This window comes from Terriglobia bacterium (assembly GCA_020072565.1).
Taxonomy (GTDB): Bacteria; Acidobacteriota; UBA6911; order UBA6911; family UBA6911; genus JAFNAG01.
Map to the genome: position 1 here is coordinate 37,875 of JAIQGI010000040.1, position 26,212 is coordinate 64,086.

The window sequence follows — 26,212 nt, forward strand, 5'->3', positions numbered from 1 at the left end:
GCGCTAGAATTTCACGAGAATGGCCAGATTGAACCGGTTCTCGATCTTGCGGAGGTCCGGCGTCCAACCAGGCACCAAGGAGCCGGGGCCGCTGGTATTGCCGCCCGGAGGGGTAATGCCGCCTGCTCCGGAGAAATACGGCACATTGGCTGCTCGATGGTCGAACTCACAGCGAAAAGTAATGTACTGGCGGGGCATGTAATCGAAGGTGGCTGAAGCATCCCAGGCCTTGAACGGGTCCCCTGGATTTTGCCTAAAGTAGGGCGTCCCAGAGGACGCCGTCGCGCCATTGATGGGCGGCAGCAATACCAGATAGCGTCCCGGGTTGTTGATCTTTCCACCCCCAAGCGTCAGACCGAACCGATCCTCGTGGAACCAGACGCGGTCGTAGATCATGAAGCCCAAAAAACTCTGCTTGGGTCCAGCCGCCGTATTGCCAGAACAGCTCACGCTACCGCCATGCTCGCAACCGATATCGCCGGTAAGCGAGAACGCCATTTTGTCGAGAAGTTTCTCTGGACTGTCGTAGTACTTGATCTCCAGGCTGTTATCTGAGTGATAGCGCACACGTCCTGACACTCCCAGAGTGTCGGTTCCGATTCCGTACCCATTGGCGACGAACGAAATGGAACCAGTGGGCCGATATGCAATTTGGAATCCCAGTCCCGGCCGGTCGTTGAACCGTCCATAGGACTGCCAACCATTGATCAACCACGCCTCAATCTTAAACTTCTCAGTTGGAAAAAACTGGAACCGCATCCCATTGAAGAAGAAAGGCGTGTTGGAAGAAACATAGGACGGCTGATATGCCCAATTATCGAAGTTATACCAACTGAAGAGGCCGATGTAGGACAGGAAAATTCCGGCGTCCACGTTGATTCCATGCATCTTGTCGAAGTGATATCCGCCGTAGGCCTCGGCAAGATAGCGGTAGGCGCCGTCGAGGCCCCATTGGCCCCGCGCGGGGCTGGCATCATTTCGAGGTTGCGTCTGTGAATACATGCCAAACTGCGTCATCAACCTGCCGCGGACGTTGTCGAAATGAAAGTCGCCGCCGACGCCAAGCTGTGTGAGTTGGAATTCCTGGGCTCGAAACACTTCGGCCGATCCGCCGATCGTGTCGTCTGCAGGGTGGTTGAAGTCGTAGATGTAGGCCGCGTCAAACCGAATTTCCGGAGTGAAGAATTTCGTGTCCATCGGCACGTCCTTGGTGCGAGGGTTGCCGTTCAACCAGGTAAAATCCGCAAAGGCGAACGGCTCCGCTGCCTTCTTTTTCTCGGCCTGACCGGATGCGGAGCGTGCAGGCGTGGTTTCACTTTGTGCTTGCATGGATGAGGCAGAATCCTGTTTGACCCCTGGTGCCGGAGTTGGGAGTGAAGCAGCTTGCGTCGTAGCATCCGTCTCCGGCGCGGAATTCCCTGACGAGTTTCTGTCTTGCGCCTTTCTCTTCGCTAATTCCGCTTCGAGCTGTTCAATGCGCCGCTCCAAGGCCTCGATCTGTCTGGCAATCGCAGGTGGAATCTGTTGATCAGCGGCGCCCGCCTGCTGATCCCTTGAGCTGTCTCCTTGTCCAAAGCAGGGTGAGTGCCAAAATAACGAGGCGAGGAAACAGATGATAAACTGAAGGCGAAGGTTCCGCGTGTGTAGAAACATGAAAATATCCTCTCAGGAATACGACTCATTCCAGCCAGGGGCACCTAGCGCCCCGGGACTTGTTGATTCAGGGCCAGATTCAGCTTGAGCACGTTAACCCGCGGCTCACCAAGCAAATGGAAATCCGGAGCCTCCGTGAACTGGACGATCAAGCGCTCCACCTGATCGACAGACACACCGCGGGCGCGCGCAACACGGGACGCCTGTGCCCGCGCGGAATCAGGACTGATGTGCGGATCGAGGCCGCTGGCCGAAGCAGTCGCCAGGTCGGCAGGTATGGGTCCGCGGTACTCGGGGTTCTCTTTTCGAAAAGCCGAAACCGAAGCTTCGACCCGTTCCATGAGTTTCTGATTCGTGGGCCCATAATTCGATCCGCCGGAGGCGGTCGCGTCATAGCCGCTGTCGCCAGCGGCGGAGGGCCGGGGGTGGAAATATTCCGGCCTGGTAAAACTCTGACCGATCAGTTCCGAGCCGATCATTTTGCCACCGGCGCTGATGAGGCTGCCGTTGGCCCGATGGGGAAATGCCAGGTGGCAGATTCCGGTTATTGACAATGGATACACGACGCCCAGCAACACCGTCATCAGCAACTTGATTCGGAGTCCCGGCAACAATTCTTTCCACATTGCGATTCCTCCTACGCGAGATGCAACACTGCCAGCAGGCGGTCGATGACCCAGATGCCTGGAAACGGAGCGATGATGCCGCCGATGCCATATATCAGAAGATTCCAGCGCAGCAGGCTGGCCGCGTCAACCGGCCGGTACCTCACGCCGCGCAGTGCGAGTGGAACCAGTGCGATAATGATCAGCGCGTTGAAAATCACGGCCGAGAGGACGGCGCTCTGAGGCGTGTGCAATCCCATGATGTTCAGCTTGCCCAATGCCGGGTAGGTCGCCATGAACATCGCAGGGATGATCGCAAAGTACTTCGCGACATCGTTTGCGATGGAGAAAGTCGTCAGGGCGCCGCGGGTGATCAGGAGCTGCTTCCCGATGGCGACGATTTCGATCAGCTTGGTGGGATTGCTGTCGAGATCCACCATGTTGCCCGCCTCTTTGGCGGCCATCGTGCCGGTATTCATGGCTACGCCGACATCAGCTTGCGCGAGTGCCGGGGCGTCGTTCGTTCCGTCTCCGGTCATGGCGACCAGGCGTCCTGCAGCCTGTTCCTTTTTGATATACTCCAGCTTATCTTTCGGAGTCGCCTGGGCCAGGAAATCATCCACGCCTGCTTCCGCGGCAATCGCGGCCGCAGTCAGGGGGTTGTCACCGGTGATCATCACGCTGCGAATGCCCATCCGGCGCAGCCGGGCTATGCGCTCCTTCATCCCGCCCTTCACGACGTCTTTGAGGTGAATGATGCCGAGCAGCTGCTTGCCGTCTGCGACTGCGAGCGGTGTCCCGCCATTGCGGGCGATGCGGTCGCTCATTTCCTGGAAATTCGCGGGGATGGCCCCGCCACGCTCGGATACGAATTTGCAGATCGCGTCGGTAGCACCCTTGCGAAGATGGCGATCCGCGAAGTCCACCCCGCTCATCCGGCTATACGCCGAGAACGGGATGAAGTTCGCATCGTGCTCGGGAATGTGCCGGCCCCTCAGGCCGTATTTCTCCTTCGCCAGCACCACGATCGAGCGCCCCTCAGGTGTTTCATCCGCGAGGCTGGACAACTGTGCCGCATCAGCCAGTTCCTTCTCGGTAACACCCTGGACCGCCTGAAATTCGACGGCTTGTCGGCTGCCGAGCGTGATGGTGCCGGTCTTGTCGAGCAGCAGCGAGTTCACATCTCCGGCCGCCTCCACCGCCTTGCCGCTCATTGCCAGGACGTTGTGCTGCATGACGCGATCCATGCCGGCGATCCCGATGGCCGACAACAGGCCGCCGATCGTGGTCGGGATGAGGCAGACCAGCAAGGAAACAAGGACCGCCACGCCCGGAACCGTCCCTGACCCCGCCTGCGCGACGCTGAACATGGAATACGGCCCGAGCGTGACGACTGCGAGCAGAAAAATCAACGTCAGGCCGGCAATCAGGATGTTGAGTGCGATCTCATTCGGCGTTTTCTGGCGTTCCGCGCCCTCGACCAGGGCGATCATGCGGTCGAGGAAAGTCTCGCCGGGGTTCGAAGTGATCCGAATCCTGATTTGGTCTGAAAGTACCTTCGTGCCTCCCGTGACCGCACTGCGGTCGCCGCCGGATTCACGGATTACAGGCGCGCTCTCTCCCGTAATCACCGATTCATCGACAGTCGCAATGCCGTCAATCACTTCCCCGTCACCGGGAATCAGTTCGCCTGCTGCACAGATCACAACATCGCCGGAACGCAACGCGGAGGCTGCGACCTGTTCGACCCTCTCGTTGGAAAGCACCCGTTTGGCGACTGCGTCCGTCTTGGTCTTTCGCAAGCTGTCCGCCTGAGCCTTTCCGCGCGCCTCGGCCATTGCCTCGGCAAAGTTGGCAAACAGCACGGTGAACCAGAGCCAAAGTGCGATCTGCACGGAGAACCCGATTCCTGCCGCCCCGGTAGCCACATCACGCACGACGAAAACCGTCGTGAGCGCCGCGCCTGTTTCGACCACGAACATCACCGGATTTTTCATGAGCGCGATCGGATTCAGCTTCGCAAAAGAAGCCAGGGTCGCTCTGCGAATGATCTCGGGGTCAAACAAAGGGCGGGCGCGCACCAGCTTCCTGGGCAGGAGGGACTTGAAATCATCCTGCGGAAGCTGCCTGGCCGGTCTGGGTAGCGTCGTCAGCGTAGACATGACAATCTCCTCAGAGCGGAAGCATCGCCAGGGAAATGGAAAAGAGCTTGCCGCTGTGCATGAGGTAGTGCTCCACGATTGGCCCTAGTGACAGCGCAGGAAAGAAGGTGAGTGCACCGACGATCAATACTGTGCCCACCAGGAGTCCGACAAAAAGGGGCCCATGCGTCGGGAACGTGCCGCTTGTGAACGCCACCTTCTTTTTTGCCGCGAGACTGCCGGCAGCCGCGAGCAGCGGGATCAGGAACAGAAAGCGGCCGATGAGCATGGCAAATCCGATGGTCAGGTTGTACCAGGGCGTATTGGCGTTCAGACCGGCAAAGGCGCTTCCGTTGTTGCCCGTGCCACTCACGTATGCGTACAGGATTTCGCTGAGCCCGTGCGGACCCCCGTTGGCGATGTTGGCAATCGCAGGGCCCGGAGGGTTCCAGTATCCGTTTTTGGCGAACGGCATCATGGAGCTGAGGGCGCTAAAAACCAGGATGCTGAAAGCGGTTGCGATCACCGCGAGCATTGCCATCTTGACTTCCTTCTGCTCGATTTTCTTCCCCAGGTATTCGGGCGTCCGCCCCACCATGAGACCGGCAATGAATACGGCTAGAATGCAATAGAGCAAAATGCCATACATCCCGGCTCCGACACCCCCGAAAATGACCTCTCCCGTCATAATGTTGAACAGTGGCACGAGCCCGGCGATGGGCGTCAGGCTGTCGTGCATCGTGTTTACTGCCCCGCAGCTCGCGTCGGTGGTGACGGTCGCAAATGTGGCCGAGCCGGCAATGCCAAAGCGTACTTCCTTTCCTTCCATGTTCCCCCCCGGCTGTCCTGCCGTGGCGGCCGTCTGAAGCCCGAGCCTGGCCAGAATCGGATTGCCGGCCTGCTCGAACCCATAGAGCACGAATACGCCGATCAGGAACATGATGGAGAAAGCGGCAAAAATCGCCCAACCCTGGCGCGTGTCCCGAACCATGCGTCCGAACGTGTAGGTCAAACCCGCCGGAATGAGAAAGATGAGGAACATCTCGAACATGTTCGTCAACGGTGTGGGATTTTCAAACGGGTGAGCGGAGTTGGCGTTAAAAAAGCCGCCGCCGTTCGTGCCCAGCTCCTTGATCACTTCTTGAGACGCGACCGGCCCCTGAGCAATGATCTGTTTGGCACCCTCGAGCGTGGTCACAACGGTGTAAGGCTTGAGATTCTGAATCACCCCCTGCGAGCACAGGAAGAGGGCGCCGACGATGGAAAGCGGCACGAGGACGTACACGGTGGCGCGCGTGACGTCCACCCAGAAGTTGCCGATGGTCTTGCAGGTCTGGCGCGCGAAACCGCGCACGACCGCGATGGCGATGGCTATCCCTGCGGCAGCCGAACCGAAGTTCTGGACCGTCAGGGCCGCCATCTGCACAAAATAGCTCAGAGTGGACTCTCCGCTGTATGCCTGCCAGTTTGTGTTGGTGACGAAGCTCACTGCCGTATTGAAGGCGAGATCCGGGCTCACGTTTCCGGCATTGAAGTGTTGCGGGTTAAACGGCAGGAACCGCTGGGCGCGTTGCAGGAAATACACGATCAAAAAGCCGAAGATGCTGAAACTCAGGAGCGAAGCGGTGTACTGCGTCCAGCGCTGCTCGACCTCTTCACGCACACCGATCATCCGATAGGTCAGCACCTCGAGCCATCGCAAAAGGGGGTGCAGGATCGTGCGCTTCCCTTGAAAGACACACGCCATATAGGCGCCCATCGGTTTCGTGCAGGCAAGCACAAGCCCAAAAAAGATCCCGATCTGCAGAACGGCAGCGCTGGTCATGGCATTTGCCTCAGAATCGCTCCGGACGGAGCAATGCATAAATCAGGTAGGCCAAGAGACAAATGCAGACAAAACCCGCGATGAGGTAGTCCATGGATCGCCTCCTAGAGCTTGTCGCACGCCTTAGTGAAAGCCCAGCATGCGACCAGGGACAGGCAGCCTGCGGCGAGGTAAAACAGGTCGAACATTGAATTCACTCCGTTCCCATCAAGGCAAGAGCATATATCGGAAGCCCTGAAGAACTCGTGTGAAAGACAGGAAGAATCCGTGGAAAATCCAGGAAGAGTTTATAAATTTTCCGGCAGGCCGTTGAAGCGGTAACCGACCCAGGGCTCGGTCGTGATGAACTGGGGATTCTCGGGATTCAGCTCGATTTTTTTGCGCAGGTTTTTGACGAAAACGCGCAGGTAGTCGACCTCGGAACCATAATCGGGCCCCCACACCGCCTGCAGCAATTCTCGGTGGGGCAGTGCCTGATTGGGGTGGAGAGTAAGGTAACGGATCAGGTCCAGCTCTTTTGGGGTCAGGTGGATAGGTTCGGCGCCGGTCGAAACCGTCCGTGCATTGAAATCGATCAAGAGCTGCCCAACCCGAATCCTGGCGGGCAACGCATGCGCGGCCGGCACGCGCCTGAGCGCGGCGCGGATGCGCGCTAGAAGCTCGGGCGTGCTGAAAGGTTTGGTGACGAAATCGTCCGCACCGGCATCGAGAGCCGCAACCTTGTCCACCTCGGAATCCCGCACGGTCAGCATGATTATGGCGAGGTTCGAGTCAGCCCTGATCATGCGGCAAGCGTCCATGCCGTTCATGCCGGGCATGTTGATGTCCAGGAGAACCAGGTCCGGGCGGAACGCGCGGATTTTTTCGAAACCCTCCTCGGCTGTCCTGGAATCCTCCACTTCAAATCCGGCGCTCGCCAACGTGGTCCGCATGATGCGCCGGATTTGAGGTTCGTCATCAATGACGAGAATGCGACCCGCGCTCAAGTTCGTTTTCCTTAAATTGCGCCGGCAAGATCAGCCGGAAAGTGGTTTCGCCGGGACGGCTCACCACACTCAGATCCCCCTGGTGAGCGCGCACAATGCTTTGCGATATGGTCAGACCGAGGCCGGAGCCCGGTATGCTGTGCCGCACGGCGGGGCTTCGGTAGAACCTTTCAAAAATGCGGCCCTGTTCATCGGCCGGTATCCCCTGTCCACGATTGGTGATTTCGACGGCAACGGCGTCGTCGGTGTCATAGACACGGATCGTGAGCGGTGTGCCGGGATAGGAATACTTCAAGGCATTATCCAAAAGTTGCTTCAAGGCAAGCTTGATCAGGCGGCGGTCCAGGGCGCTGGTGCGAAGCTGCTCGCCGCAGGAAACCTCGATCGGCCGGTTGTCGAGTGCCGTCTGCATGGAGCCAACCACCTCGCGAACGAGATCGCTCATCCTGGACAACTCCGGCTGAACCTTGATGTGCGCCGTGTCCAGCCGGGCCATTTCCACCGTATTGTCAATCAGGCTCTCCAGGTGTCCCGCTTCTTCGTCGGCAATTTTGAGGAGCTCCTTGCGGCTTTCCACCGGTTGGTCGGGATTGTCCAGGAGCGAAGATGTCGCAGCCTTGATCGACGTCAGGGGAGTCTTGAACTCGTGCGCCATGGCATCGATGAGTGTAGTGCGCAACTGTTCGCTTTGCCGCGCAGCTTCGATCTGATGCGCGAGATCCTGGGCACGCGCCCGTTCCAGACCGATCGCTACCAAATTGGCGATCCCTTGCAGCACGGAATCCGGCATGCGCGCCCCCTGGATCGCGAGGCTTGCTATGGGCTCGGCACCGAGGCGGATCGCCGTAACAGTTCGATGCAGCGGCACGTCCGAAAAGGACGTACCAAGCAATGCGGCATCTCGAAGCTGATCATTCAAACCTTCGAGGTCAGACGGACCGGCGCGATGATACTCTCCCGTGCGGCGTTCGTACAGCACGGCGCCGCTGAACTGAAAGATATCCTGCAACTTGCGCACCAGTTGCGCGGGGAAGGAATCGAGGCTTCCGATCAGGAGGATAGCACGGCTGAACGTATAAAGCCGCTCGATATCCTCCTGCCGTTCGATGGCGTCCAGTGCCCGCCGCTTCGCCTGCGTCGATAGGCGGCTTGCGATCAGCGCGGTGGTTAGAAAGCCGAACAAGGCCACTACATTCTGCGGGTCTGCAATGGTAAAGGTCCCAAGCGGCGGCAAGAAGAAAAAGTTAAGAGTGAGAGTGGCTCCTATCGAGGCCACAGCAGCCTCGAGGAATCCCCAGGTACTGGCAAGGACGAGCACCAGCAGCAGATAGGCAAGTCCCACCGTCGTAGAGTTGACGGAAATCGCGTGTGCCGCAAATGTGATTGCCGCCAGCCCCGCGAGCGACACCAGCAACTTGATCGGATGTAATTTCAAGGTTCTACGCGACCTCCGCGGCATATTGTAGTCCGCAGACCCCAGGGCGTCGAGTGAATAGGTGCCGTATGTCGCGCAAGCAAATTTCGTATTCCAGCTTCTGGCCTGCTTCTTCCCGCTTTTCCAGAAATTCGGCAACTCATTGCAGATGATGCCCGCTGGCGGGAAAAGCCAAAATTAATGTTCGCCTTGCTACATCACAGCCTGAGAGAAAGACAGTTGTAAACAGCCTTCGGCGGAGACCAGCCGTCCCGAGCGAGGGCGAAATTCGAGGGCGCCCCGATTTCCCTTGTCCTCCCAGGCTTCTCAAGATAGAAATAGCAGCGAGCACGGACGGGGAGCATTTTGTTCCGGAGTTGGTGCTGTGAAGCGTAACTGCACTTCGGTAATTTCCGACAGCAAGGAGGCAGCATGGTTTCTCGCCGGAGTTTCTTAACGCTTGGCGGTCTTTCGGTCACTTCAGCGGGCTTTGCCGGCCGCCTCTTTGCCCACGCCGCACAAGAGCAGCAATCACGTCTGCAAAACATGACCGCAGGCGTGACACCGCTCACGCCTGAGGACTATGAGGCGCGGCAGGAAAAGGCTCGCCGGCTGATGACAGAGCACCAGATCGACGGTCTGTTCCTCATCGGCAGTCCGGATATGAGGTACTTCACCAGTGTCAGCGCCGGTGTGAGTGAGCGCACCACCGGAGCGATTTTAAACAGAAAGGGAAAACCGGTCTGGGTTGTGCCGGCGTTCGAACTCGAAATGTGGAAGGAAACCATTCCGCCAAACCACGAGATTCGCGCCTGGCAGGAGCACGAAAGCCCATACAAGCTGATAGCCGGCGTGATGAAGGACCTCGGCGCGGGCAGCGGCCGGCTCGGCCTGGGGCCGCAGGTGCGGAGCTTCCATTCCTTTGGACTTCGACAGGATGCCCCGAATCTTCAACTCGTCCATGGCGCAGTTATCACCGAAGGCTGTCGCGGCATCAAGACAGAAAAAGAGATCGCTTTCATGGAGCTGGCGAACAAGATCACCAAGCTCGCATACCAGCAGGGCTTCAAGAGCCTGAAAGAAGGCATGAGCACGGGAGACCTGTCGAGCGCCATCAGTGCGGCGCACCGACAGATGGGAGTGAGCGGAAGCGGCGGGCCGCAATTCGGGCTGAACACCGCGTTTCCCCATGGTTCCCGCGTGGTGCGCACCCTCAAGGAAGGGGACGCCGTCATGGTTGACGGCGGCTGCAATATTGAAGGGTTCAGCTCCGACGTCACCCGCACGGTGGTTTTCGGCAGGCCGACCGACCGCCACCGGCAGGTGTTCGACATTGTCAAGAAAGCGCAGATGGCGGCGCTGAAGGCGGCCAGGCCCGGCGTGCCCTGTGAACAGGTGGATGCCGCGGCACGCAAGGTGGTCGAGGATGCGGGATTCGGTCCGGGGTATAAGTATTTCGCCCATCGCGTGGGTCACGGCATCGGCATGGAGGGTCATGAGTACCCTTACCTCGTGAAGGGGAACCAGTTGAAGCTCGAGCCGGGCATGACCTTCAGCGATGAGCCGGGAATCTATATCTACGGGGAGTTCGGCATACGCACGGAAGACTGCTTTGTCGTGACACAGGATGGAGCACGCTTCCTCGGAGGCATGGAAGCTCTCGCCATTGATCAGCCGTTCAGCAGTTAAGACCCACTGGAACGTCCGTCCTCAGAGTGAAACCTGACCGCCCAGACCCCAAGGCGCACAAGAAGCCGAAGCCCCTTGCGTCTTGGAGTCCCGGCGGTTTCTTTCTCCGGCTTGCCTGCCCGGGTGCATTGCCGGGCATTTTCCCATGAAGGGACTGCAACTTTAACCTCTGCCTTAGTGCCCCTCGTTCCTGCCGCGCCAGAAGGAAGGGGTAGTGCTGATAATCCCCTCCTTCCAGACCAGGCACTTGCGGCGCTTGAGCTGCTGAAGCAGGCGCGACAGGGTTTCCGGCGCGGCACCGATCGCCGCCGCCAGTTGCTTTTTGTTGATCTCGGCCGTGATCCGTTCCCTTTCGCCGTACTGTTCGTGCAGGAAGGCGCGCAGGCGCTCCTCGACGTCCTGGCTGGTCAACTGCCGGATCTTCTCCGCCAGATAGCGCTGTTTGCGCAGCAACATGGCGATGAAGTCGTTGCGGAAATCCTCCTGCCGCAGAAGGCCGAGCAGGTCGCGGCGCGGAAGCTTGAACACGAGGACATCGGTCAGCGCCACGGCAGTGACTGGATAGACTTTCTCCTCAAAGAGGGTCACTTCGGCGAACACCTCGCCGGGCTTGATGACCTTGATGGCCACTTCGCGCCCGTCGGGGGTCAACTTGTGCAATCCGATGCGTCCGCGCGCCAGCAGAAACATGGCCTCGCCGGCATCGCCCTCGTGGAAGAGCACCGCCTTTTTCCGCCGCTCCCAGGGCAGGCAGAGCCTAGCCAGCGCCTCCTTGCTTGCGCCGGAAATGCCCTCGAAAAAGCGCGCTTGATCGATGATCAAGTGAGTGTTCATCGCCCGTCCCTGCAGCAGGCAGTTTATCGCAGTTGTCGCCAGCTGCCTACTTGTCGCGCCGTGAAGAACCGCGGAGCTGGGAAGGGACATTCCCATGTTCCACTCAGAATGGCCGGTGACTGCACATCGACTGTAAAAGAGGGGTATCCCCTGGTTTAGGTTTAGCGGTTGCCGTCTTTCTTTATGGCCTGAATCCTTATGGCGCCCCCTTCTTTTATTGTGTAATCGGCAGGAACCTGAAACAGGCTTGGAGCAGGCTCGCTTCTTCTGATGTTTTTGAGCTGGTAAACACTCTCGCCCGATCTGGGGTCGTTACGCACAGTCTTGACCACCATTCCCAGCTCGGCGGAATACCATCGTTCCGAGACGATCTCAATCGGACTATCGTTGCCGATCGCCCCGGTGGGAATGATATCAATGGTCCGTGTGCCGACCGCCTCGACTCCCTCGATCATGCGCGCAGGCAGGGCTTCGGTTCGGCTTTCGGAGACGGGATCAATTTTCCCTGAGACGGCACGGGGTGCGACAAAAGTAACGCCGCCGGCAGTTCCCCCGACAATGCCACCGGCGACTCCCCCGGAAACGCCGCCAACGACGCCACCTTGAATTCCTTCGACCCTCTTAACGAATACGCCGGCATCCCCCGCAGAAGAGTAGGAAATAACAGCCGGAGAGTTCGGGTCCGACGAAATGGAAATCGTCGTTTTGGTGGCGGTGTGATCCTCAGGATTGAGGGTGTAGCTCACTCCTGCCACCGGATCATTAATGAAGATGGTCTGAAGTGCGGCACCCGAGGAAACATACGGCATCATGACCTCGATCGACTGCTCGCGGCGCGTCCGCCCTTCGGAGTCCCGATAGAGCGCAGCCGTCGTTTTCCGATAGAGATGCTGGCCGTTGCTCAGAGTCTGCGTGAATTCTGTGACAGTATCCGCCGAAAAGGGCACTCCTTTGACCAGCTTGGTTTCGAAGCCCATCTCCGATTCAACGAATTTGAAGGTTGCAGTCTGGCCCGGCAACATCATGTTGCTTTCCACGGCAGCCCTCACCTGTGCCTTCGCTATCTGCTGTCCTTCGGGCTTTGCCTGTGCTCCGGCATAGATGGTCAGTGCAAGAGTCGCCATCAACCCGAGGGCCAATCGCCAATACTTCTGAATCTTCATGTTCTGTCTCCTTTTCAAAACATACGTTTATGAAGGCGGACCGGCGCTAGCGCTTGGGCTCGTTGCCGGCCTGGACAATACTTGCATGTGTTTTGTTCAGGAAGCGGATGGCGCGCGCCCACCCGTCCTGGCCAATCAAAACCTGGGCCGTGACCGGTTCGTCCGCGCGTTCCTGATTCACGGGAATCCCGTAGGATGCCATCACGTTTCTGGGTAACTGCACTCGAATCAGCTGCCCGCTTTCCATAGAGGAAAGCTCGGCGTTCGAAGCAAGCTGAATAAAATCGGATGCGATCTCGACCGGCGCCGGCGGTTCCTTGGGAATCGTGGAGCGGGGAGCGGCTTGCTTCACTGAGAGGTTCGCATTTGCAGCCTCGGGGGCCGGAACAGCCTTGGGCTCTATGCGCTCGGGCGCCACGTCTCTCGCGGTTTGCCGGGGAGGCGCCGGAGATATTATCGGCAGCGCTGATCTCGGGCTCCTGGTTTCGTCAGGCTGGTTGATACGCAGCAGCCGGAAAGTCGTAACTCCCAAAAGTGCCACAACCAGGGCGGCGGCAATGCCCCAGTATCCGATCGACAAAACTCGCCGACCTGGCCGCGAAGAGGCCGCGGGCAGTGATGCCTCAGTGCGTGCCCGATATGCCGAAATCAGGGCCGCCTCGATATGCGCGGGCGCCTCGCCGGGATCCGCGGCCATAAGCTTGAGGGCTGCACTCAATGCGCGCTCATGCACCAGGCGTGCTGAGCAACCGGGACAGGACTCAGCATGCGCCAGCGCTTGCGAGCGTATGGACTCTTCCAGCACACACTCGCGGGCCAGATCCGTTATCAAATATTCAAAGCGCTGACAGTTCATAGCAAGCACCTCGCGGGTTCTATCCCGGATGCGCGGGAATCCTCTTTTGTTTTCTCACGAAGCTTTTCCACCAACAGGATGCGTGCCCGGTGCAGCCGCGAGCGAATTGTCCCCTCGGGGCAACCAACCACGCGCGCTGCTTCGGCATAGCTAAGTTCCTGAAGCTCGCACAGAACGACAACTTCACGATAGCGAAGCGGGAGTGTCGCTACAGCACGGTTCAGCGCTTCGATCATCTCCCGACGGGTCAGCTCACCGAGAGGATCCGAGGGTATGCTCCGCGCTTTGTGCAGATCCCTCTGATCCGCTTCGGCATCCTGATCGATCGTCGCGAAGACCGGTTCCCGGGTCACCCGCCTCAGGACGTGATTGCGTGCAATGCCGTACACATAGGATGAAAACGAACCAAGCGCGGGATCGAAGCCCGACGCGCCGTTCATCAGCGCGAGAAAAACCTCCTGTGTGACATCCTCCGCCATCGATGCCGAACTGCCGATGCGCAGGGAAAAACGGTAGATGCTTCCCTGCCAGCGCCGGTAAAGAGCCACAAACGCAGCTTCTTCTCCGGCCGATGCCAGTTGATACAGTTGGATGTCGCTCGCGTCTTCAAATGCCATTTGCCGGCTTCTCGAAATTCCCCGGGCTCGCTTCAGTTAGTATTTCACGCACAGCACTCGATTGGTTCCATTTTTTCTTCCCTGATCGCTGCAATACTGCGGCTTCGCGCTGCCGGCTTCGTTCGAATGATGAACTCCACAAGAGCACGGGAACGGTGCAGCAGGGCATCACCGAACTGGGGCAGGTCCGGATCGGCATTAATCCGTGGGAGAACCATGCGCTCTTAGAGAGCCAGGCGGCGATCTATGACGCCCCCAGGATCAAGACACCCTTCCTGATCCTTCACGGAACCGACGACGGCTCCGTAGATTGGCCTCAGGGATTGATGTTCTACAATCAGGCAAGAAAAGCGAGAGAGCAACGCAGAGGTCGCAGAGGTCGCGGAAAAAAGTCATGCAGAAGCGAAGATCCTCTGCGGCCTCTGCGTTGAGGCTTTGGGTCGCGGATATTCCGCACCGTCGATTTTGTGGTTCACCTCGGATTCATGATTAATACTGGGCACCGTCCCGCTTGTAGACCAACTTACCTCCGACCACGGTAAAATCGACCCGGTTTTTCATGATCTGTTCTTTCGGCATGGTCATGAGGTCCTTTTCGAAGATCACCATGTCGGCAAGATATCCCGCTTTGAGCATCCCTTTGCGGTTTTCCATGAACTCGGCGTATGCCGATTGCAGGGTGTAGAGCTCGATCGCCTTCTCCATAGTGAGGATCTGATCCGGAAACCAGCCGGGGCCCGGCTCGCCCTTGCGGTCTTTGCGCGTCACCGCGGCGTAGAGCCCTTCCAGGGGGTCGAGCGGCTCGACCGAATAGTCGGTGCCGAAGGCGACATGAGCCCCGGCATCGAGCAGTTTGCGCCATACGTATGCGCCTGTCTTGCAGCGCTCCGGTCCGAGGCGTTTCTCGGCGAACCGCTTGTCGGTGATGCAGTGGGTGGGCTGCATTGAAGCAATGACACCCAGCTGGGCAAACCGCGGGATGTCCGCTGCAATCAGGATCTGTGCGTGTTCGCTCCGGTGGCGGCTGTCTCTCTCGCCGTTGACCTGCTGCGCCTTCTGGTAGGCATTGAGGATCCAGTTGTTGGCCTTGTCCCCGATCGCATGGATGCCGATCTGGAAGCCTTTGGCGTCGGCAGCGACGATCCGGCGTTCCAGCTCTTCGTAGGACATCTGCGGCAGGCCCGTCTTGCCGGGCTCATCGGCAAAGGGCTGAAACAACAAGGCAGTTCCCGATCCGAGAGTCCCATCGATGTATCCTTTGAGATATCCAAAACGGATCCAATCCCCGTCCGCAGGATATTTCTTCCTCAGCTCATCGTAACGCGCGAGTTGTTGGGCGTTATCGGTAAGCGATCCGCCGATATAGACGCGAGCCGTCAGCTTCCCGTCTGCGAGGAATTTCTGGTACCTGTCAAAGTTGCCGCCGGGCGGCAGTTGGATCGAGGTCACGCCGAGCCGCGCGGCCATGGCGAGGGCATCCTGCAACCCCTTCATCGTTCGCGCCTCCTCTTCAGCGGGAGTCCTCTGGACGCGTACGGCGCCGTATTTCAAGAGCGCCCTGGCCGATTCCTTGAAGATACCCGTCGGCTCGCCCGTGGCCGGATCGCGCTGGATTTCGCCGCCGGGCGGATCGGGCGTCCCTTTGGTAATGCCGGAGTTCTTAATCACAAAGCTGTTGACCAGAACCGAGTGGCCGTCCGCCCTGTCCAGAGCCACCGGATTGTCGGGAGCAACCTTGTCCAGCAATTCCTTGGTGGGCCATTGCCGGTTATAGAACATCTCGTGCTCCCAGTGGCCGCCGCGGATCATTTCGCCCGGCTTCGCCCCCCGGACCTTTTCAGCCACGCGTTCCGTGATGACTTTGGGATCGGTGACGTAGCGCAGATCGACATAGTCGGGATCCAGCGGGCCGAAGTGAGCGTGGGCGTCATTGAATCCCGGGATCACGAGGCGCCCCTTCGCATCGATGACCTGAGTTGCCCCCGCTTGGATATATTTCCCGATCGCCTGATTCGTGGTCACCGCGACGATTTTGTCCCCCTTAACCGCAATCGCCTCCGCGCGGGGATGATCATTGTCGATCGTGACAATCTTGGCATTCCTGATGACCAGATCCGCAGAAGACCCGGCAGTGCGCTCCTGCGGGACTCCGAGGGAGAAAAAGAAAGTCAGAAAAACGAGAGCCAGGACTACCTTGATGACTCTTGGGCAGGATTTCATGGGCACGCTCCTTTTCAACCAAGGCAGGGTGAACCAAGACCGCAAAGGCCGGGCGGCCTGACAGCATCGGCTTCCGCATGATAAGTCAATTCCCTGGGCAGGAGCATATCTTTTTGCATAAGCCGCTGTCTCAAAGATTCTGAGGAAAAGCAAAGGATAAACGCCGGCGCGCGCAGCGAAGCGGGGGCTCGGAGAGTTCAGAGGCAATCGTGCTGCCGACTGGATCGTTGAAGATTTCCTTAATTCCTGTAAGATCTCACCTGCAAACGACGCTTTGTTCAATATCGGGTATGGGATCGCCGTCGGATCAGGGACGGACATGAAACGAGACAACTGGGTGTTGTCTGTTGTTACGGGCAGGCATCCAAATTCTGGCCGGACTGCAGGCAGCGCCAGGTGTCGGGTTTCTGTTACTCTCGCAGTCACCTGGGCTATAATGAATGGATTATCTGTCAGGTCGGGTTGCGGTCATGGATGACTCCCCGGAAAAAATCGAGGGGAAGTGTTGCGCAGCGCTTGAAAACTCCAACGCTGATGCCGTCCAAACCTCGCCTCAGCGGTTTGTCGGCATTGACATCGGGGCGGAAACGCTCAAGGCTGTAGAACTGGTGCGCCATGACGGATCGTTGCGGTTGATGCGGCGCACGCTCATAGAACATGCGAAGAATCCGGGGCCTGCTCTTCTGCGTATTCTCGATGAATGGGACTGGAACAAGGTTCAAGGTGCGGCAGTCAGCGGACGGCTCAGCCGCCATGTGAATCTCCCGCGCGTGCCCACCAAGCGAGCCATGACCTATGGCTATCGTTTCCTTGTCGATGACCAACCGGGAACAATTGTCTCACTTGGCAACCACGGCTTTGCCGTCCTGGAACTGCGTGCCAGCGGGCTGGAAGTGCTCAGGGAGAACAGCCGTTGCGCCCAGGGTACGGGCAATTTCCTCAGGCAGCTCGTGGAACGGTTCGCTCTCTCCATCGAGGAGGCTTCCGAACTCTGTGCCGACGTAAACGACCCGGCACCGCTCTCGGGCCGCTGTCCCGTTATCCTGAAGACGGACATGACACACCTGGCCAACAAAGGCGAACAGAGGGCCAGGATCCTGGCGGGTCTGTTTGACGCTGTCTGCCAGAACGTCTTCACACTGATTAAACCGGGGACCACTCCCCCCGATGTCACGCTGATCGGCGGGGTGAGCCGGTCACGACGCGTGCAGAGAGTCTTTGCGGAGTTTCTTGAGGGGAATGGAATGAGGCTGCGATCGCTTCCTCCGGACGAGGCGCTGTTCCTCGAAGCCATCGGTGCAGCTGTAGCGGCCTCAACGACGGGTCGGGGAGTTTCTGCTCTATCTCAGTTGATTGCCGAGCCGGCCGAGGAAACACTGGAAAAACTTCCCACGTTGGCCGACTCTTTGCGACTTGTCAGGAGGCGCAAGTCTGTCCCGATGGTGCAGCGCAACGGTAATCCGCTGGATCTGATCCTCGGCTTCGATATCGGCTCGACGGGTTCCAAACTTGTCGCTTTGGATGTCTCCAGTTCCCAGACTGCCTGGGAAGGCTACCGGAAGACGAGCGGCGATCCGGTCGGAGCGGCGCAGGCGCTGCTGGGACACTTCCTCGACCAGCATGGGGACGAGGACCGGATCGTGGGTTTTGGCGTCACCGGAAGCGGGCGTGAGATCGTGGGCTCGCTCCTGATCTCCTGCTACGGAGAAGGTTGCGTTTTCATCCTGAACGAGATTGCGGCCCATGCGGAGGGGGCCATGCACTACGATCCGCGTGTGGATACGATCTTTGAAATCGGCGGCCAGGACGCCAAATACATCCGCCTGGAAGAGGGCCGGATCGTCGACAGCGCCATGAATGAAGCGTGCAGCGCCGGCACGGGTTCATTCATCGAGGAACAAGGACAGAGGTTCTCGGGTTACCGCGACGTCGCCCAACTCGGCCGGGAAGCGGTCGCCGCCGACCACGGGGTCTCGCTGGGGCAACACTGCTCCGTGTTCATGGCCGAGATCATCGATGAAGCGGTCGCGGCCGGCGTGCATCAAAACTCGATCATCGCCGGCCTGTACGATTCGATTATCCAGAACTACCTCCACAGGGTGAAGGGCAACCGTTCGACGGGAAAAGTCATATTCTGCCAGGGCATGCCCTTTTCAGCCGACGCCCTGGCAGCAGCGGTGGCGCGCCAAACCGGCAGCGAAGTGATCGTGCCTCCCAACCCCGGTACGGTAGGAGCCCTTGGCATCGCCCTCCTGACGCAGCGGGCCCTGCGCGGGCGCGAAAACACGCCGTCGAATCCGACCCGCTTCCTGGAAGCGCAGATTCAGGGGAAGGAGACCTTCGTCTGCAAATCGACCCGTGGCTGCGGTGGCGCGGGGAACCTCTGCAAGATCGATTCCATCCGCACCGTGGTCGCCGGCACACAGCAGCGCTTTTCATGGGGAGGGGCTTGCTCGCTCTACGACAAAGGGACAAGGAAGAAGAAGCTGCCCGACCTGTCGCCGGATCCATTCCGGGAGCGTGAAGACCTGGTGCGTGACCTGATACAGCCGTTCATCGAACGCCGCGGATTCAAAACGGTGTCGATCACCAATGAGTTCATACTCCGGGGGCTGCTGCCTTTCTTCGTCGCTTTCCTGCATGAGTTGGGATTCGATCCGGTGTTGAGCACAGGCGCAGATCAAGCCGCGCTCAAGCGAGGTATCCAGGAGGCCAACGTTTCCTTCTGCGCGCCGATGCAGCTCTATCACGGCATTGCGGGCCAAATGTCCGACGAGGGCGGCGATTTTATTTTCCTGCCCATGCTTCGCGGCCTCCCGCGGAATAACGGCGATAGAGACGCGAACACGTGCCCGATCGTTCAAGGCAGCAGCGACATTCTGCAGTGGAATCTCAAACATAAGTATGCCGGCAAAATCGTCACGCCCGTAATCAACATGGGGCACGGCAATCTTCGCTCCCGCGAGTTCCTTACGAGCTGCGAGCACCTCGCCCGGGATCTGGGCGCGGACAACGACCGGTGGCGTGCGGCGCATGAGGTTGCGCTGGCCGTCCAGCAACGGTTTGATGAAGGCTGCCTGGAGATCGGACAGAGAGCGTTGTCTTTCTGCGCCGAGCGCAGACTACCCGCCATCATTGTTCTGGGGCGACCGTACACAATCTATAACAAGGTCCTGAACTCGAATGTGCCGGTGGTTTTGCGCGAGCAGGGGGTGCTGGCTATCCCCCTGGATTGCTATCCGGTCAGCGGGGATGTGCCTGCGTTCGATGGCATGTATTGGGGATACGGTCAAAGGATCCTGCGCGCTGCCCATCAGGTCCGGCGCTCTCGAGAAGTCTATGGTGTCTACTGCAGCAACTATTCCTGCGGACCCGACAGTTTCAATCTGCACTTCTGTGCGTACATCATGGAAGGGAAGCCTTTCGCCATTATCGAAACCGATGGCCACTCCGGCGACGCCGGCACCAAAACCAGGATCGAGGCCTTTCTGTATTGTGTCGCCGAGGATCTCAAGCGGTTGGACGGGCACAAGCCGGCCAACGATTTTTCGCGGCTCCAACTCGAGCCAATGGGCCTGATGGAGGTTCGTCCGGATGAATGCCTGCTGGTGGCAGGGCTCGGCCGAGGCTCCGAGGTCGCTGCGGCCGCATTTCGCGGGCTTGGTCTGCATGCCGAAGTCTTGCCTGCACCGGATGCCGCCATGCTGAAACTCGGCCGGCGTTACACCTCCGGCAAGGAGTGCGTGCCGATTTGCCTGATTTTGGGCAGCCTGCTCGGCCGCCTCGAATCGGAGAAGAACACCCGGAACCGGTTCGTAGTCTTGATGCCGGGCGCCCGCGGGCCCTGCCGGTTCGGAGTGTACAACCTGCTGAACCAGCTCACGCTGGAGCGGCTCGGCTGGAGGGATCGCATCCGCATCTATTCTCCGGAGGATTCGGACTATTTCGAGAAAGCTCCGCCGGGCTTCCCCGGCTTGTTCTTGAGTGCCATCGTCGCGTCAGATCTGCTTTTGGCGGCTCTGCTCGCGACACGCCCGACCGAGACCCGATCCGGGGCCGCCGCCGCCGTCTACGAACAGCACATGCGCGAGTTGCAGGCGCTGGTAGAGAGAGAAACCGGAAAGCGGCCCTCCATGGCGGACGTGATCTGGCAGGTTGCCTCCGGACGGCTTTTCGGGCTGGCGGATCTGATGAGAAGTGCGACAGCGGAATTTGCCAGGGTTCGAGGCAAGGAGGACATGCCCACGGTCGCAGTTGTCGGTGAGATTTACGTTCGCCTCAACCCTTTCGCCAATGATTTCATTATTGACAAGCTGGAAAAGCACGGGATGCGCGCGCGGCTGGCGCCGTTTTTCGAATGGCTCGAATATGCCGATTATCTGGGGCAAATAACGGATCGCCGGCCGGGACTGTCAGAGCGCTTCCGAAGTGCCATGCAGCAGCGCATCATTGCGGTGGCTTCCAGGATCTATGCAGATCAGATGGGCTGCCACTTTCACGCTCCTGTGCCTGCATCTGTCGCCACCGCCGCCGCCTATCTGCGCAAGGACCTTCTGGGAGAGGCGGTGATCACACTGGGTTACGCCCTGTCTGAATGGCGCAATAACCGGATCGATGGTGTTGTGAACCTCGGGCCACTGGAGTGCATGCCGACCAAGATCGCAGAAGCTCAGTTTTTTCACATCGCCGAGCAGGAGAAGGCGCTCGTACTTACACTCCCGGTCAATGGAGACCCCCTTGACCCGCAGTTGCTTGAGAACTTCGCTTTCGAAGTCCACTCCCGCTACCAGCACCGCCGCACCGCCGGCGTGAGCTGAGCCTCAACACACAACCTATCTTCTCGCTGCGGAGGCGGCCGTTCTTACTCTCGCTTACGCCGGCGCTGCATGCGCATTGTTGGACATCACGAGATTCCGGGATGGTATTCGCGCTCGGTGTGACCCTTCAGTTGCGCGCGGTAGAAGTACACCTCCCTCAGGGCGCCCGCGCTGTACCGCGTCGCCTGATCATTGAAGTGCGGGGACGCGGGATTGCCGCTCTCGCCGCCGGTGGTCACGGCCCGGGCCCGCACGGTGTCGCCGAACTCGACGACGGCTACGAAGCTGTTGCCGCTGGTGCCGTACCACTTCTTCGTCCCCGGGTACGCGCGCGCGCTGAATGCGGCGAGTGAGCCCCACGTCGCCGACGTGAACATGACGGGGATGCTCGGCCCAGCGTCGTTGAACGATTGAACGATATCGCCTGTGAGCCGCTGGAATCGATTGATGTCGCCCCACGGCGTCTTCCAGGTCCCGAAGTCGGCCGCGAGTCTGTCGGACGCCGCCGCCAGTGACTGCAGGAGCATGTCCGCCGGCGCCTTGCCGCTGCCGATGTAGTCGGGGGCCGGCATCCCCGCCTGTCTCGCCGCCGCGCCCACGCGCCGCTGGACATCATCGCCCCAGAACACCGCGAGCGAGGTGGGAACCGACGTCACGCCCCACCGGAGGTCCCACGCGCGCAGGAGCTTCATTTGTTCAGCCACCTTGTCTTTTAAGGGATTCGCGGCCGGCGTGTCGTCCCAGGCCTTGATCAGCGCGGGCATCGGCTTCTCAAACCACGTGAGGTAGCTGTCGTACGCCGCGCCGATGAGCGAGTCGAGCGTGAAGTCCTTCTTGTTCTGCAGGACCCGGATCGCGTGGAGCCCGCGGGCGGATTCACTGCCGCTGTCGACATACACGGGATAGTCCGCCTTCTTCGGGCTGCTCTCCCCCGCCGCGGACCACGGCCAGTTGTTGGTGTTGTAAAGCCATCCGCTCGCCGGGTTCAGCAGGTGCGGCGTCTCGTCGACCGAAAGCAGGCCTTTCCACTCCGTCGCCGGGTTGCTGCCATCGACCGGTCTGGTCCAGTCGAAGCGCGTGTCGCGCCTGGGAATGAAGTTGCCGTGGAAGTAGGCGATGTTGCCGTCGGCGTCGGCGTAGATCGTGTTGTTCGACGAGTTGGTGTGCAGTTCCATCGTCTGCCGGAACGACTTGTAGTCCTTCGCCTTGGTGCGCGTGTAGGACTGCGTCAGCGCCTTCACGGGTTCCTGCATCATGCGGATGCTCACCCACTTGCCGTTCGCTTCGCCGATGATGGGTCCGTGATGGGTGCGGTAAACGGTGAATTTCTTTTCGGCCATCCCGTTGCCGGTCTTGTACGGCACCGAGATCTCGGTCGCCACGACCGGGCGCTCTTCGTTGCCGTACTTGTAGTAGAAGCGATCGCCCTTCTTCTCCACCGTTTCGAGATACTGGTCGACATCGTCCACGGCGCTGGAAGTGTGCATCCAGCCGGCGCGGGCGTTGAATCCCTGGTAGATGAAAAACTGCCCCCACGTCACGGCGCCATAGGCGTTCAGCCCTTCGTCGCTCACCATCTGCAACTCGGACCGGAAGAAGAACGAGACGTGGGGATTGATCAGCAGCAGAGCATGGTGCCCGGTGGTGTTGGAGGGGGCGACCGCGGCGCCGTTCGACCCGCCGGGTTCCGCCTCGACGTGCTCATCGTCGGCAGGCGGCTGGCTTGCCGGACCCTTGCCGTAAAACGCCTGAAGCTGGCTTAAATTCACCTTTGAGATGTCGCCGCCGATGCTCCCTTCCGTGAAGGAGAGCGCCATCCAGGGCTCGAATCTCGTGATGACGCGCGGCTTCACCTCGGGATGCTTGGCAAGGTAGTAGTTCAGGCCGTCGGCGAACGCGTTCATCAGCTTCTTCAACCACGCCGGGCTCGAGTCGTACTGCTTCTTCAACGAGTCGGGATTGATGAAGAGCTTCATGCGCAGGTCCTGGTAGATCCTGGTCTCTCCCTCGGCCTCCGCCAGCCGCCCCATCGCGTTGATGTAGTTGGTCTCGACACGATTGAAATCGTCTTCGGCCTGCGCGAACTCCATGCCAAAGACCGCGTCGGCGTCCGTTTTCCCGAAGACGTGCGCGATGCCCCAGTCGTCCCGCATAATGGTGACGTTTCGGGCCTGCTGCTCCCAGCGCGCAACCTCCGGGCCACGGGCCCCCTGAAAGGCAAATGAAGCGCATGCCGCGAGAAAAATGAAAATCAGCTTCCTCATAAATCCTCCAACAACGACTCCCGCCGGTCAGTGCGCGGAGCCGGTTCAGCCTCGCGTCCTGGGCGGCAGGGACATGGTGTTCCGAACTTCAGCGCCACGACTTCGCCGCCGCGAGATGCCCACCGGGGCGCCGGCGATAGCGGCCCGGTGCCCCCCTGGATGAATGTGCCCGCCTCGGTCACTTGACCGCGCGAACTTTCAGCGCGTCCATCACCCACATGCCCCGGCCGTAGGTCGCGGCGACGATGATGTTGTCGCGCGCCTGGATCTGCAGGTCCGCCACTTCTCCCGTCGGCAGGTTGTCGCCCAGAACATTCCACTTCCGCCCGCCGTTGGTCGAGACATAGACGCCAAAGTCATTACCGGCATACAGGAGAGTGGGCACGGTCGGATCCTCGCGGATGACATTGACGGATCCCGAGGGGATGTTCCCGACGATGCTTTTCCACGTCTTGCCGTAGTCCGTAGACTTCCACAGGTACGGAGTAAAGTCGTCGTCTTCGCGCCCGCGCTGGGCGAGGTACACGGTTGCGTCGTCGTACTTGGAAGCCACCAGGCGCGAGACCCACTTGCGCGTTTTAAGAGGCACGTTTTTCGTCAGCTCCGTCCACGTCTTGCCATCGTTCACCGTCATGTGGACGTGTCCGTCGTCCGTGCCGACGTAGAGGAGCCCGGCCTTCCGCGGCGATTCCGCGATCTGGGTGATGGTTTGATACGGAATTGCAAACGGATTTATGCCCATCTGCGCCGGGTTGTTGTCGGTGAGGTCACCGCTGATCCGTTCCCAGGTGTCGCCGCGATCATGGGAGCGATAGACGTACTGGTAGCCGGCGTAGATCGTGTTGTGATCGAACTGTGACACGATGATCGGCGCCATCCATTGAGCGCGCAGCACCGGCTCGCCCGGCCCGATCTGCGGCCGGATGTTTTTCGATGCGCCGCTGCGGCCTCGGCCGCCCCCACGGGCCGGCGCCGCTGCCGCAGCAGCCGGCTGGGGAGTCAAATCTGTTCGCGTGAAGTCGCCGTAGTAGCCGTGCGAGTAAACAATGTTGGGATCCGTCGGATCGATGGCCTGGTTGCTCCCCTCCCCGCCGGGCGCGCCTTGCCAGTTGAGCGGTTTCAGGCTGTCGCGGCCCTTGCTCAGGTCGAGCGACACACGGCGGCTGCCGATATCCTGGACGGAACCGTATATGTAAAACGGCGTCTGGTTGTCGACTTCCACGTTGTAGAACTGAGTGGCGTTGATGCCGGATGCGCTCTTCGGCCGCGTGGCTCCGCCGTCCAGCGTCATGAGGAAACCGCTGTCGGCGGCGACGTACGTGATCTTCGGGTCGTCCGGATCGATCCACATGCGATGGTTGTCACCGCCGCCTCCTTGATACCTCGTGAACGTGGCGCCACCGTCGTGTGACACACTAACGCCCAATGCGAGGACGTAGACGGTGTTTTCGTCCTTCGTGTCGACGCGGATTTGCGTAAACACCCAGTTATAGGTAGCGCCGAGGTCCATCATGTCGAGCGCCGACTGCGGCGTCTGGCCGCTCACCTTCCGCCAGGACTGGCCCTTGTTGTCGCTGCGGAAGACCTCGAGCCCCTTGATGATGTTGCTGCCGGGCGGAAGCGGCCGCCTGTAAGCGTCCAATTCGTTGGGCTTGGCGGGCCGTCCCGTGTCGTAGCTGTCGATGATGGCGTAGACCACGTTCGGATTGGAGCGCGCGATGTCGACGCCGACGCGCCCGCGAAACTCGCCCGGTGTGAGTCCGTCGTTGATCGGCGTCCAGATCTTCCCCGCGTCCGTCGTCTTCCACAGGCCGCCTTCGTTGTAGCCCGGCTCGACGCGCGGATCGCTCCACTTCCTGCGCGCGCGCTGCCACATTGCGGCATAGAGCGTGTCGGGATCCGAGGGATCCATCGCCAGGTCCACAGCGTCCGTGTTCGGGCTGCGGTAGAAGATCCTGGTCCATGTCCTTCCGCCGTCCGTCGTCTTATACACTCCACGCATCTCGTTGGGCGTCCACTCGTGGCCCGACGCGGCGACGTAGACGATGTCCGGATTCGTCGGATGCACGAGGACGCGGCCGATCGTGCCGGAGTCGGTCAGGCCCATGTGGCGCCAGGTCTTGCCCGCATCGATTGACTTGTAGATGCCCGTGCCGGCGATGCCGGCGCGAAACAGGTTGTCCTCGCCCGTCCCTACCCAGACGATACTGTGATCCGATGGCGCAACCGCAACGTCCCCGATGCTCGCCGTAGCTTCGCGCTCGAAGATGGGCCGCCAAGTGTCGCCACGGTCTTCGGATTTCCAGACGCCGCCGCTCGCGGCGCCTACATATATTGTGCGCCGGCCGTTGTCGTCAGCGACAGCGATCGAAGTCAGGCGGCCGGTGTTGTTGGCCAGGCCGATCGACTGCCACGAAAGCGTCTTGTAGGGCGAGGCCGCGGTCATCGCCTGGTGCCTGCCGAAGGCCTTGAGTTGAAACGAGAAGTTGCCTGCCGCCGGCACCTGCGAGAGCATGGCCGGAACCGCCAATGCCGCAGCGCACGCAACCAGCGCGATCGCGCCCCTCCAGCATGAAGTTCGCCGCATAAGTCCCTCCCCCGATAGGTGTGCTCTAGAACCTGGATCATTGCCTTGAATCGATCGGGGTGAGAATAGCATGGGTTGGCGCGCGTAGAACCGGAATTCTCCTCTCGTCTCGGGCAAAGAGACCGGTGTCAGGCCTGGAGAATTTACCCTTGTCCGACACCTTCGAAACAGCAGCATTCCTAAATTAGAAACTACAGCGAGCGGCCGTAGCTGGTCAGGGTGCTGAAAAGGATATGCAGAAAAGGGAGGCGCGAAGCGCCGGCGGTACATAGCCCCGCCCGTGAGGGCGGGGATTGCGTGAGTCACAGAATTGAGGTCCGAGGACCGGCACAATGTCTTGTGTCGCACCTTCGGCGCTCAATATTGAGCTATTCCTGTCCCGGCCTGACGGCCGGGCCTATTCACTGGCGGCCCTTATAGTTGGTCTGCACCCGATTTTGGGTGCAGAGCATTCCCCAGCATTGTCCAGAGCCGGGAGTGCAATTTTTCGAGATGGTTCCTTGTTCCGTTGTTGAAGGGCGGACCGACCACGATTATGCTC

Annotated in this window: 16 protein-coding genes; 2 read left to right on the forward strand and 14 right to left on the reverse strand. The window is 59.9% G+C overall.

Going from position 1 to position 26,212, the window contains the following annotated elements:
* Window positions 1–3: 3 nt before the first annotated feature.
* The 7 genes from LAP85_21235 to LAP85_21265 form a co-directional block, all read right to left on the reverse strand.
* On the reverse strand, window positions 4–1,653 hold the full coding sequence (locus LAP85_21235; GenBank protein MBZ5498930.1) for an outer membrane beta-barrel protein: 1,650 nt from the start codon (window positions 1,651–1,653) through the stop codon (window positions 4–6).
* A gap of 44 nt (window positions 1,654–1,697) precedes the next feature.
* On the reverse strand, window positions 1,698–2,279 hold the full coding sequence (gene kdpC / locus LAP85_21240) for a potassium-transporting ATPase subunit KdpC (protein ID MBZ5498931.1): 582 nt from the start codon (window positions 2,277–2,279) through the stop codon (window positions 1,698–1,700).
* Between the two features lie 11 nt (window positions 2,280–2,290).
* Complete coding sequence (gene kdpB / locus LAP85_21245; protein ID MBZ5498932.1) at window positions 2,291–4,420, reverse strand: potassium-transporting ATPase subunit KdpB; 2,130 nt, start codon at window positions 4,418–4,420, stop codon at window positions 2,291–2,293.
* Window positions 4,421–4,430: 10 nt separating this feature from the next.
* Complete coding sequence (gene kdpA, locus LAP85_21250) at window positions 4,431–6,224, reverse strand: potassium-transporting ATPase subunit KdpA (GenBank protein ID MBZ5498933.1); 1,794 nt, start codon at window positions 6,222–6,224, stop codon at window positions 4,431–4,433.
* 10 nt (window positions 6,225–6,234) lie between these two features.
* Complete coding sequence (gene kdpF, locus LAP85_21255) at window positions 6,235–6,318, reverse strand: K(+)-transporting ATPase subunit F (protein MBZ5498934.1); 84 nt, start codon at window positions 6,316–6,318, stop codon at window positions 6,235–6,237.
* A 193-nt stretch (window positions 6,319–6,511) separates the two neighbouring features.
* Window positions 6,512–7,210, reverse strand: a complete 699-nt coding sequence (locus LAP85_21260; protein MBZ5498935.1) for a response regulator transcription factor — start codon at window positions 7,208–7,210, stop codon at window positions 6,512–6,514.
* Window positions 7,182–8,645, reverse strand: a complete 1,464-nt coding sequence (locus tag LAP85_21265) for a DUF4118 domain-containing protein (GenBank protein ID MBZ5498936.1) — start codon at window positions 8,643–8,645, stop codon at window positions 7,182–7,184. The genes LAP85_21260 and LAP85_21265 overlap by 29 nt, the downstream gene beginning before the upstream one ends.
* A 411-nt stretch (window positions 8,646–9,056) precedes the next feature.
* On the opposite strand from LAP85_21265, the gene LAP85_21270 reads away from it, so the two are divergent.
* Window positions 9,057–10,313 (forward strand): Xaa-Pro peptidase family protein, encoded by a 1,257-nt coding sequence (locus LAP85_21270; GenBank protein ID MBZ5498937.1) that lies wholly within the window; start codon window positions 9,057–9,059, stop codon window positions 10,311–10,313.
* A gap of 174 nt (window positions 10,314–10,487) precedes the next feature.
* Here LAP85_21270 and LAP85_21275 read toward each other — a convergent pair whose 3' ends face one another.
* The 5 genes from LAP85_21275 to LAP85_21295 all read right to left on the reverse strand — a co-directional run bounded on the left by LAP85_21275 (window position 10,488) and on the right by LAP85_21295 (window position 16,003).
* Window positions 10,488–11,147, reverse strand: coding sequence for a Crp/Fnr family transcriptional regulator (locus LAP85_21275; GenBank protein MBZ5498938.1), 660 nt, complete (start codon window positions 11,145–11,147; stop codon window positions 10,488–10,490).
* 161 nt (window positions 11,148–11,308) lie between these two features.
* Complete coding sequence (locus tag LAP85_21280) at window positions 11,309–12,310, reverse strand: hypothetical protein (GenBank protein MBZ5498939.1); 1,002 nt, start codon at window positions 12,308–12,310, stop codon at window positions 11,309–11,311.
* A 46-nt stretch (window positions 12,311–12,356) separates the two neighbouring features.
* Window positions 12,357–13,166, reverse strand: coding sequence for a hypothetical protein (locus LAP85_21285; protein MBZ5498940.1), 810 nt, complete (start codon window positions 13,164–13,166; stop codon window positions 12,357–12,359).
* Complete coding sequence (locus tag LAP85_21290) at window positions 13,163–13,783, reverse strand: sigma-70 family RNA polymerase sigma factor (GenBank protein ID MBZ5498941.1); 621 nt, start codon at window positions 13,781–13,783, stop codon at window positions 13,163–13,165. The genes LAP85_21285 and LAP85_21290 overlap by 4 nt, the downstream gene beginning before the upstream one ends.
* A 489-nt stretch (window positions 13,784–14,272) precedes the next feature.
* On the reverse strand, window positions 14,273–16,003 hold the full coding sequence (locus LAP85_21295; GenBank protein ID MBZ5498942.1) for an amidohydrolase family protein: 1,731 nt from the start codon (window positions 16,001–16,003) through the stop codon (window positions 14,273–14,275).
* A gap of 470 nt (window positions 16,004–16,473) precedes the next feature.
* On the opposite strand from LAP85_21295, the gene LAP85_21300 reads away from it, so the two are divergent.
* On the forward strand, window positions 16,474–20,820 hold the full coding sequence (locus tag LAP85_21300) for an acyl-CoA dehydratase activase-related protein (protein ID MBZ5498943.1): 4,347 nt from the start codon (window positions 16,474–16,476) through the stop codon (window positions 20,818–20,820).
* A gap of 86 nt (window positions 20,821–20,906) precedes the next feature.
* Here LAP85_21300 and LAP85_21305 read toward each other — a convergent pair whose 3' ends face one another.
* Together LAP85_21305 and LAP85_21310 are read right to left on the reverse strand one after the other, a co-directional pair.
* A complete protein-coding gene (locus LAP85_21305) occupies window positions 20,907–23,084 on the reverse strand; it encodes an acylase (GenBank protein ID MBZ5498944.1) in 2,178 nt (725 codons plus the stop codon).
* 178 nt (window positions 23,085–23,262) lie between these two features.
* Window positions 23,263–25,671 carry a hypothetical protein gene (locus tag LAP85_21310; GenBank protein ID MBZ5498945.1) on the reverse strand — a complete coding sequence of 803 codons (2,409 nt, stop codon included), beginning with the start codon at window positions 25,669–25,671 and terminating at the stop codon, window positions 23,263–23,265.
* Window positions 25,672–26,212 lie beyond the last annotated feature (541 nt).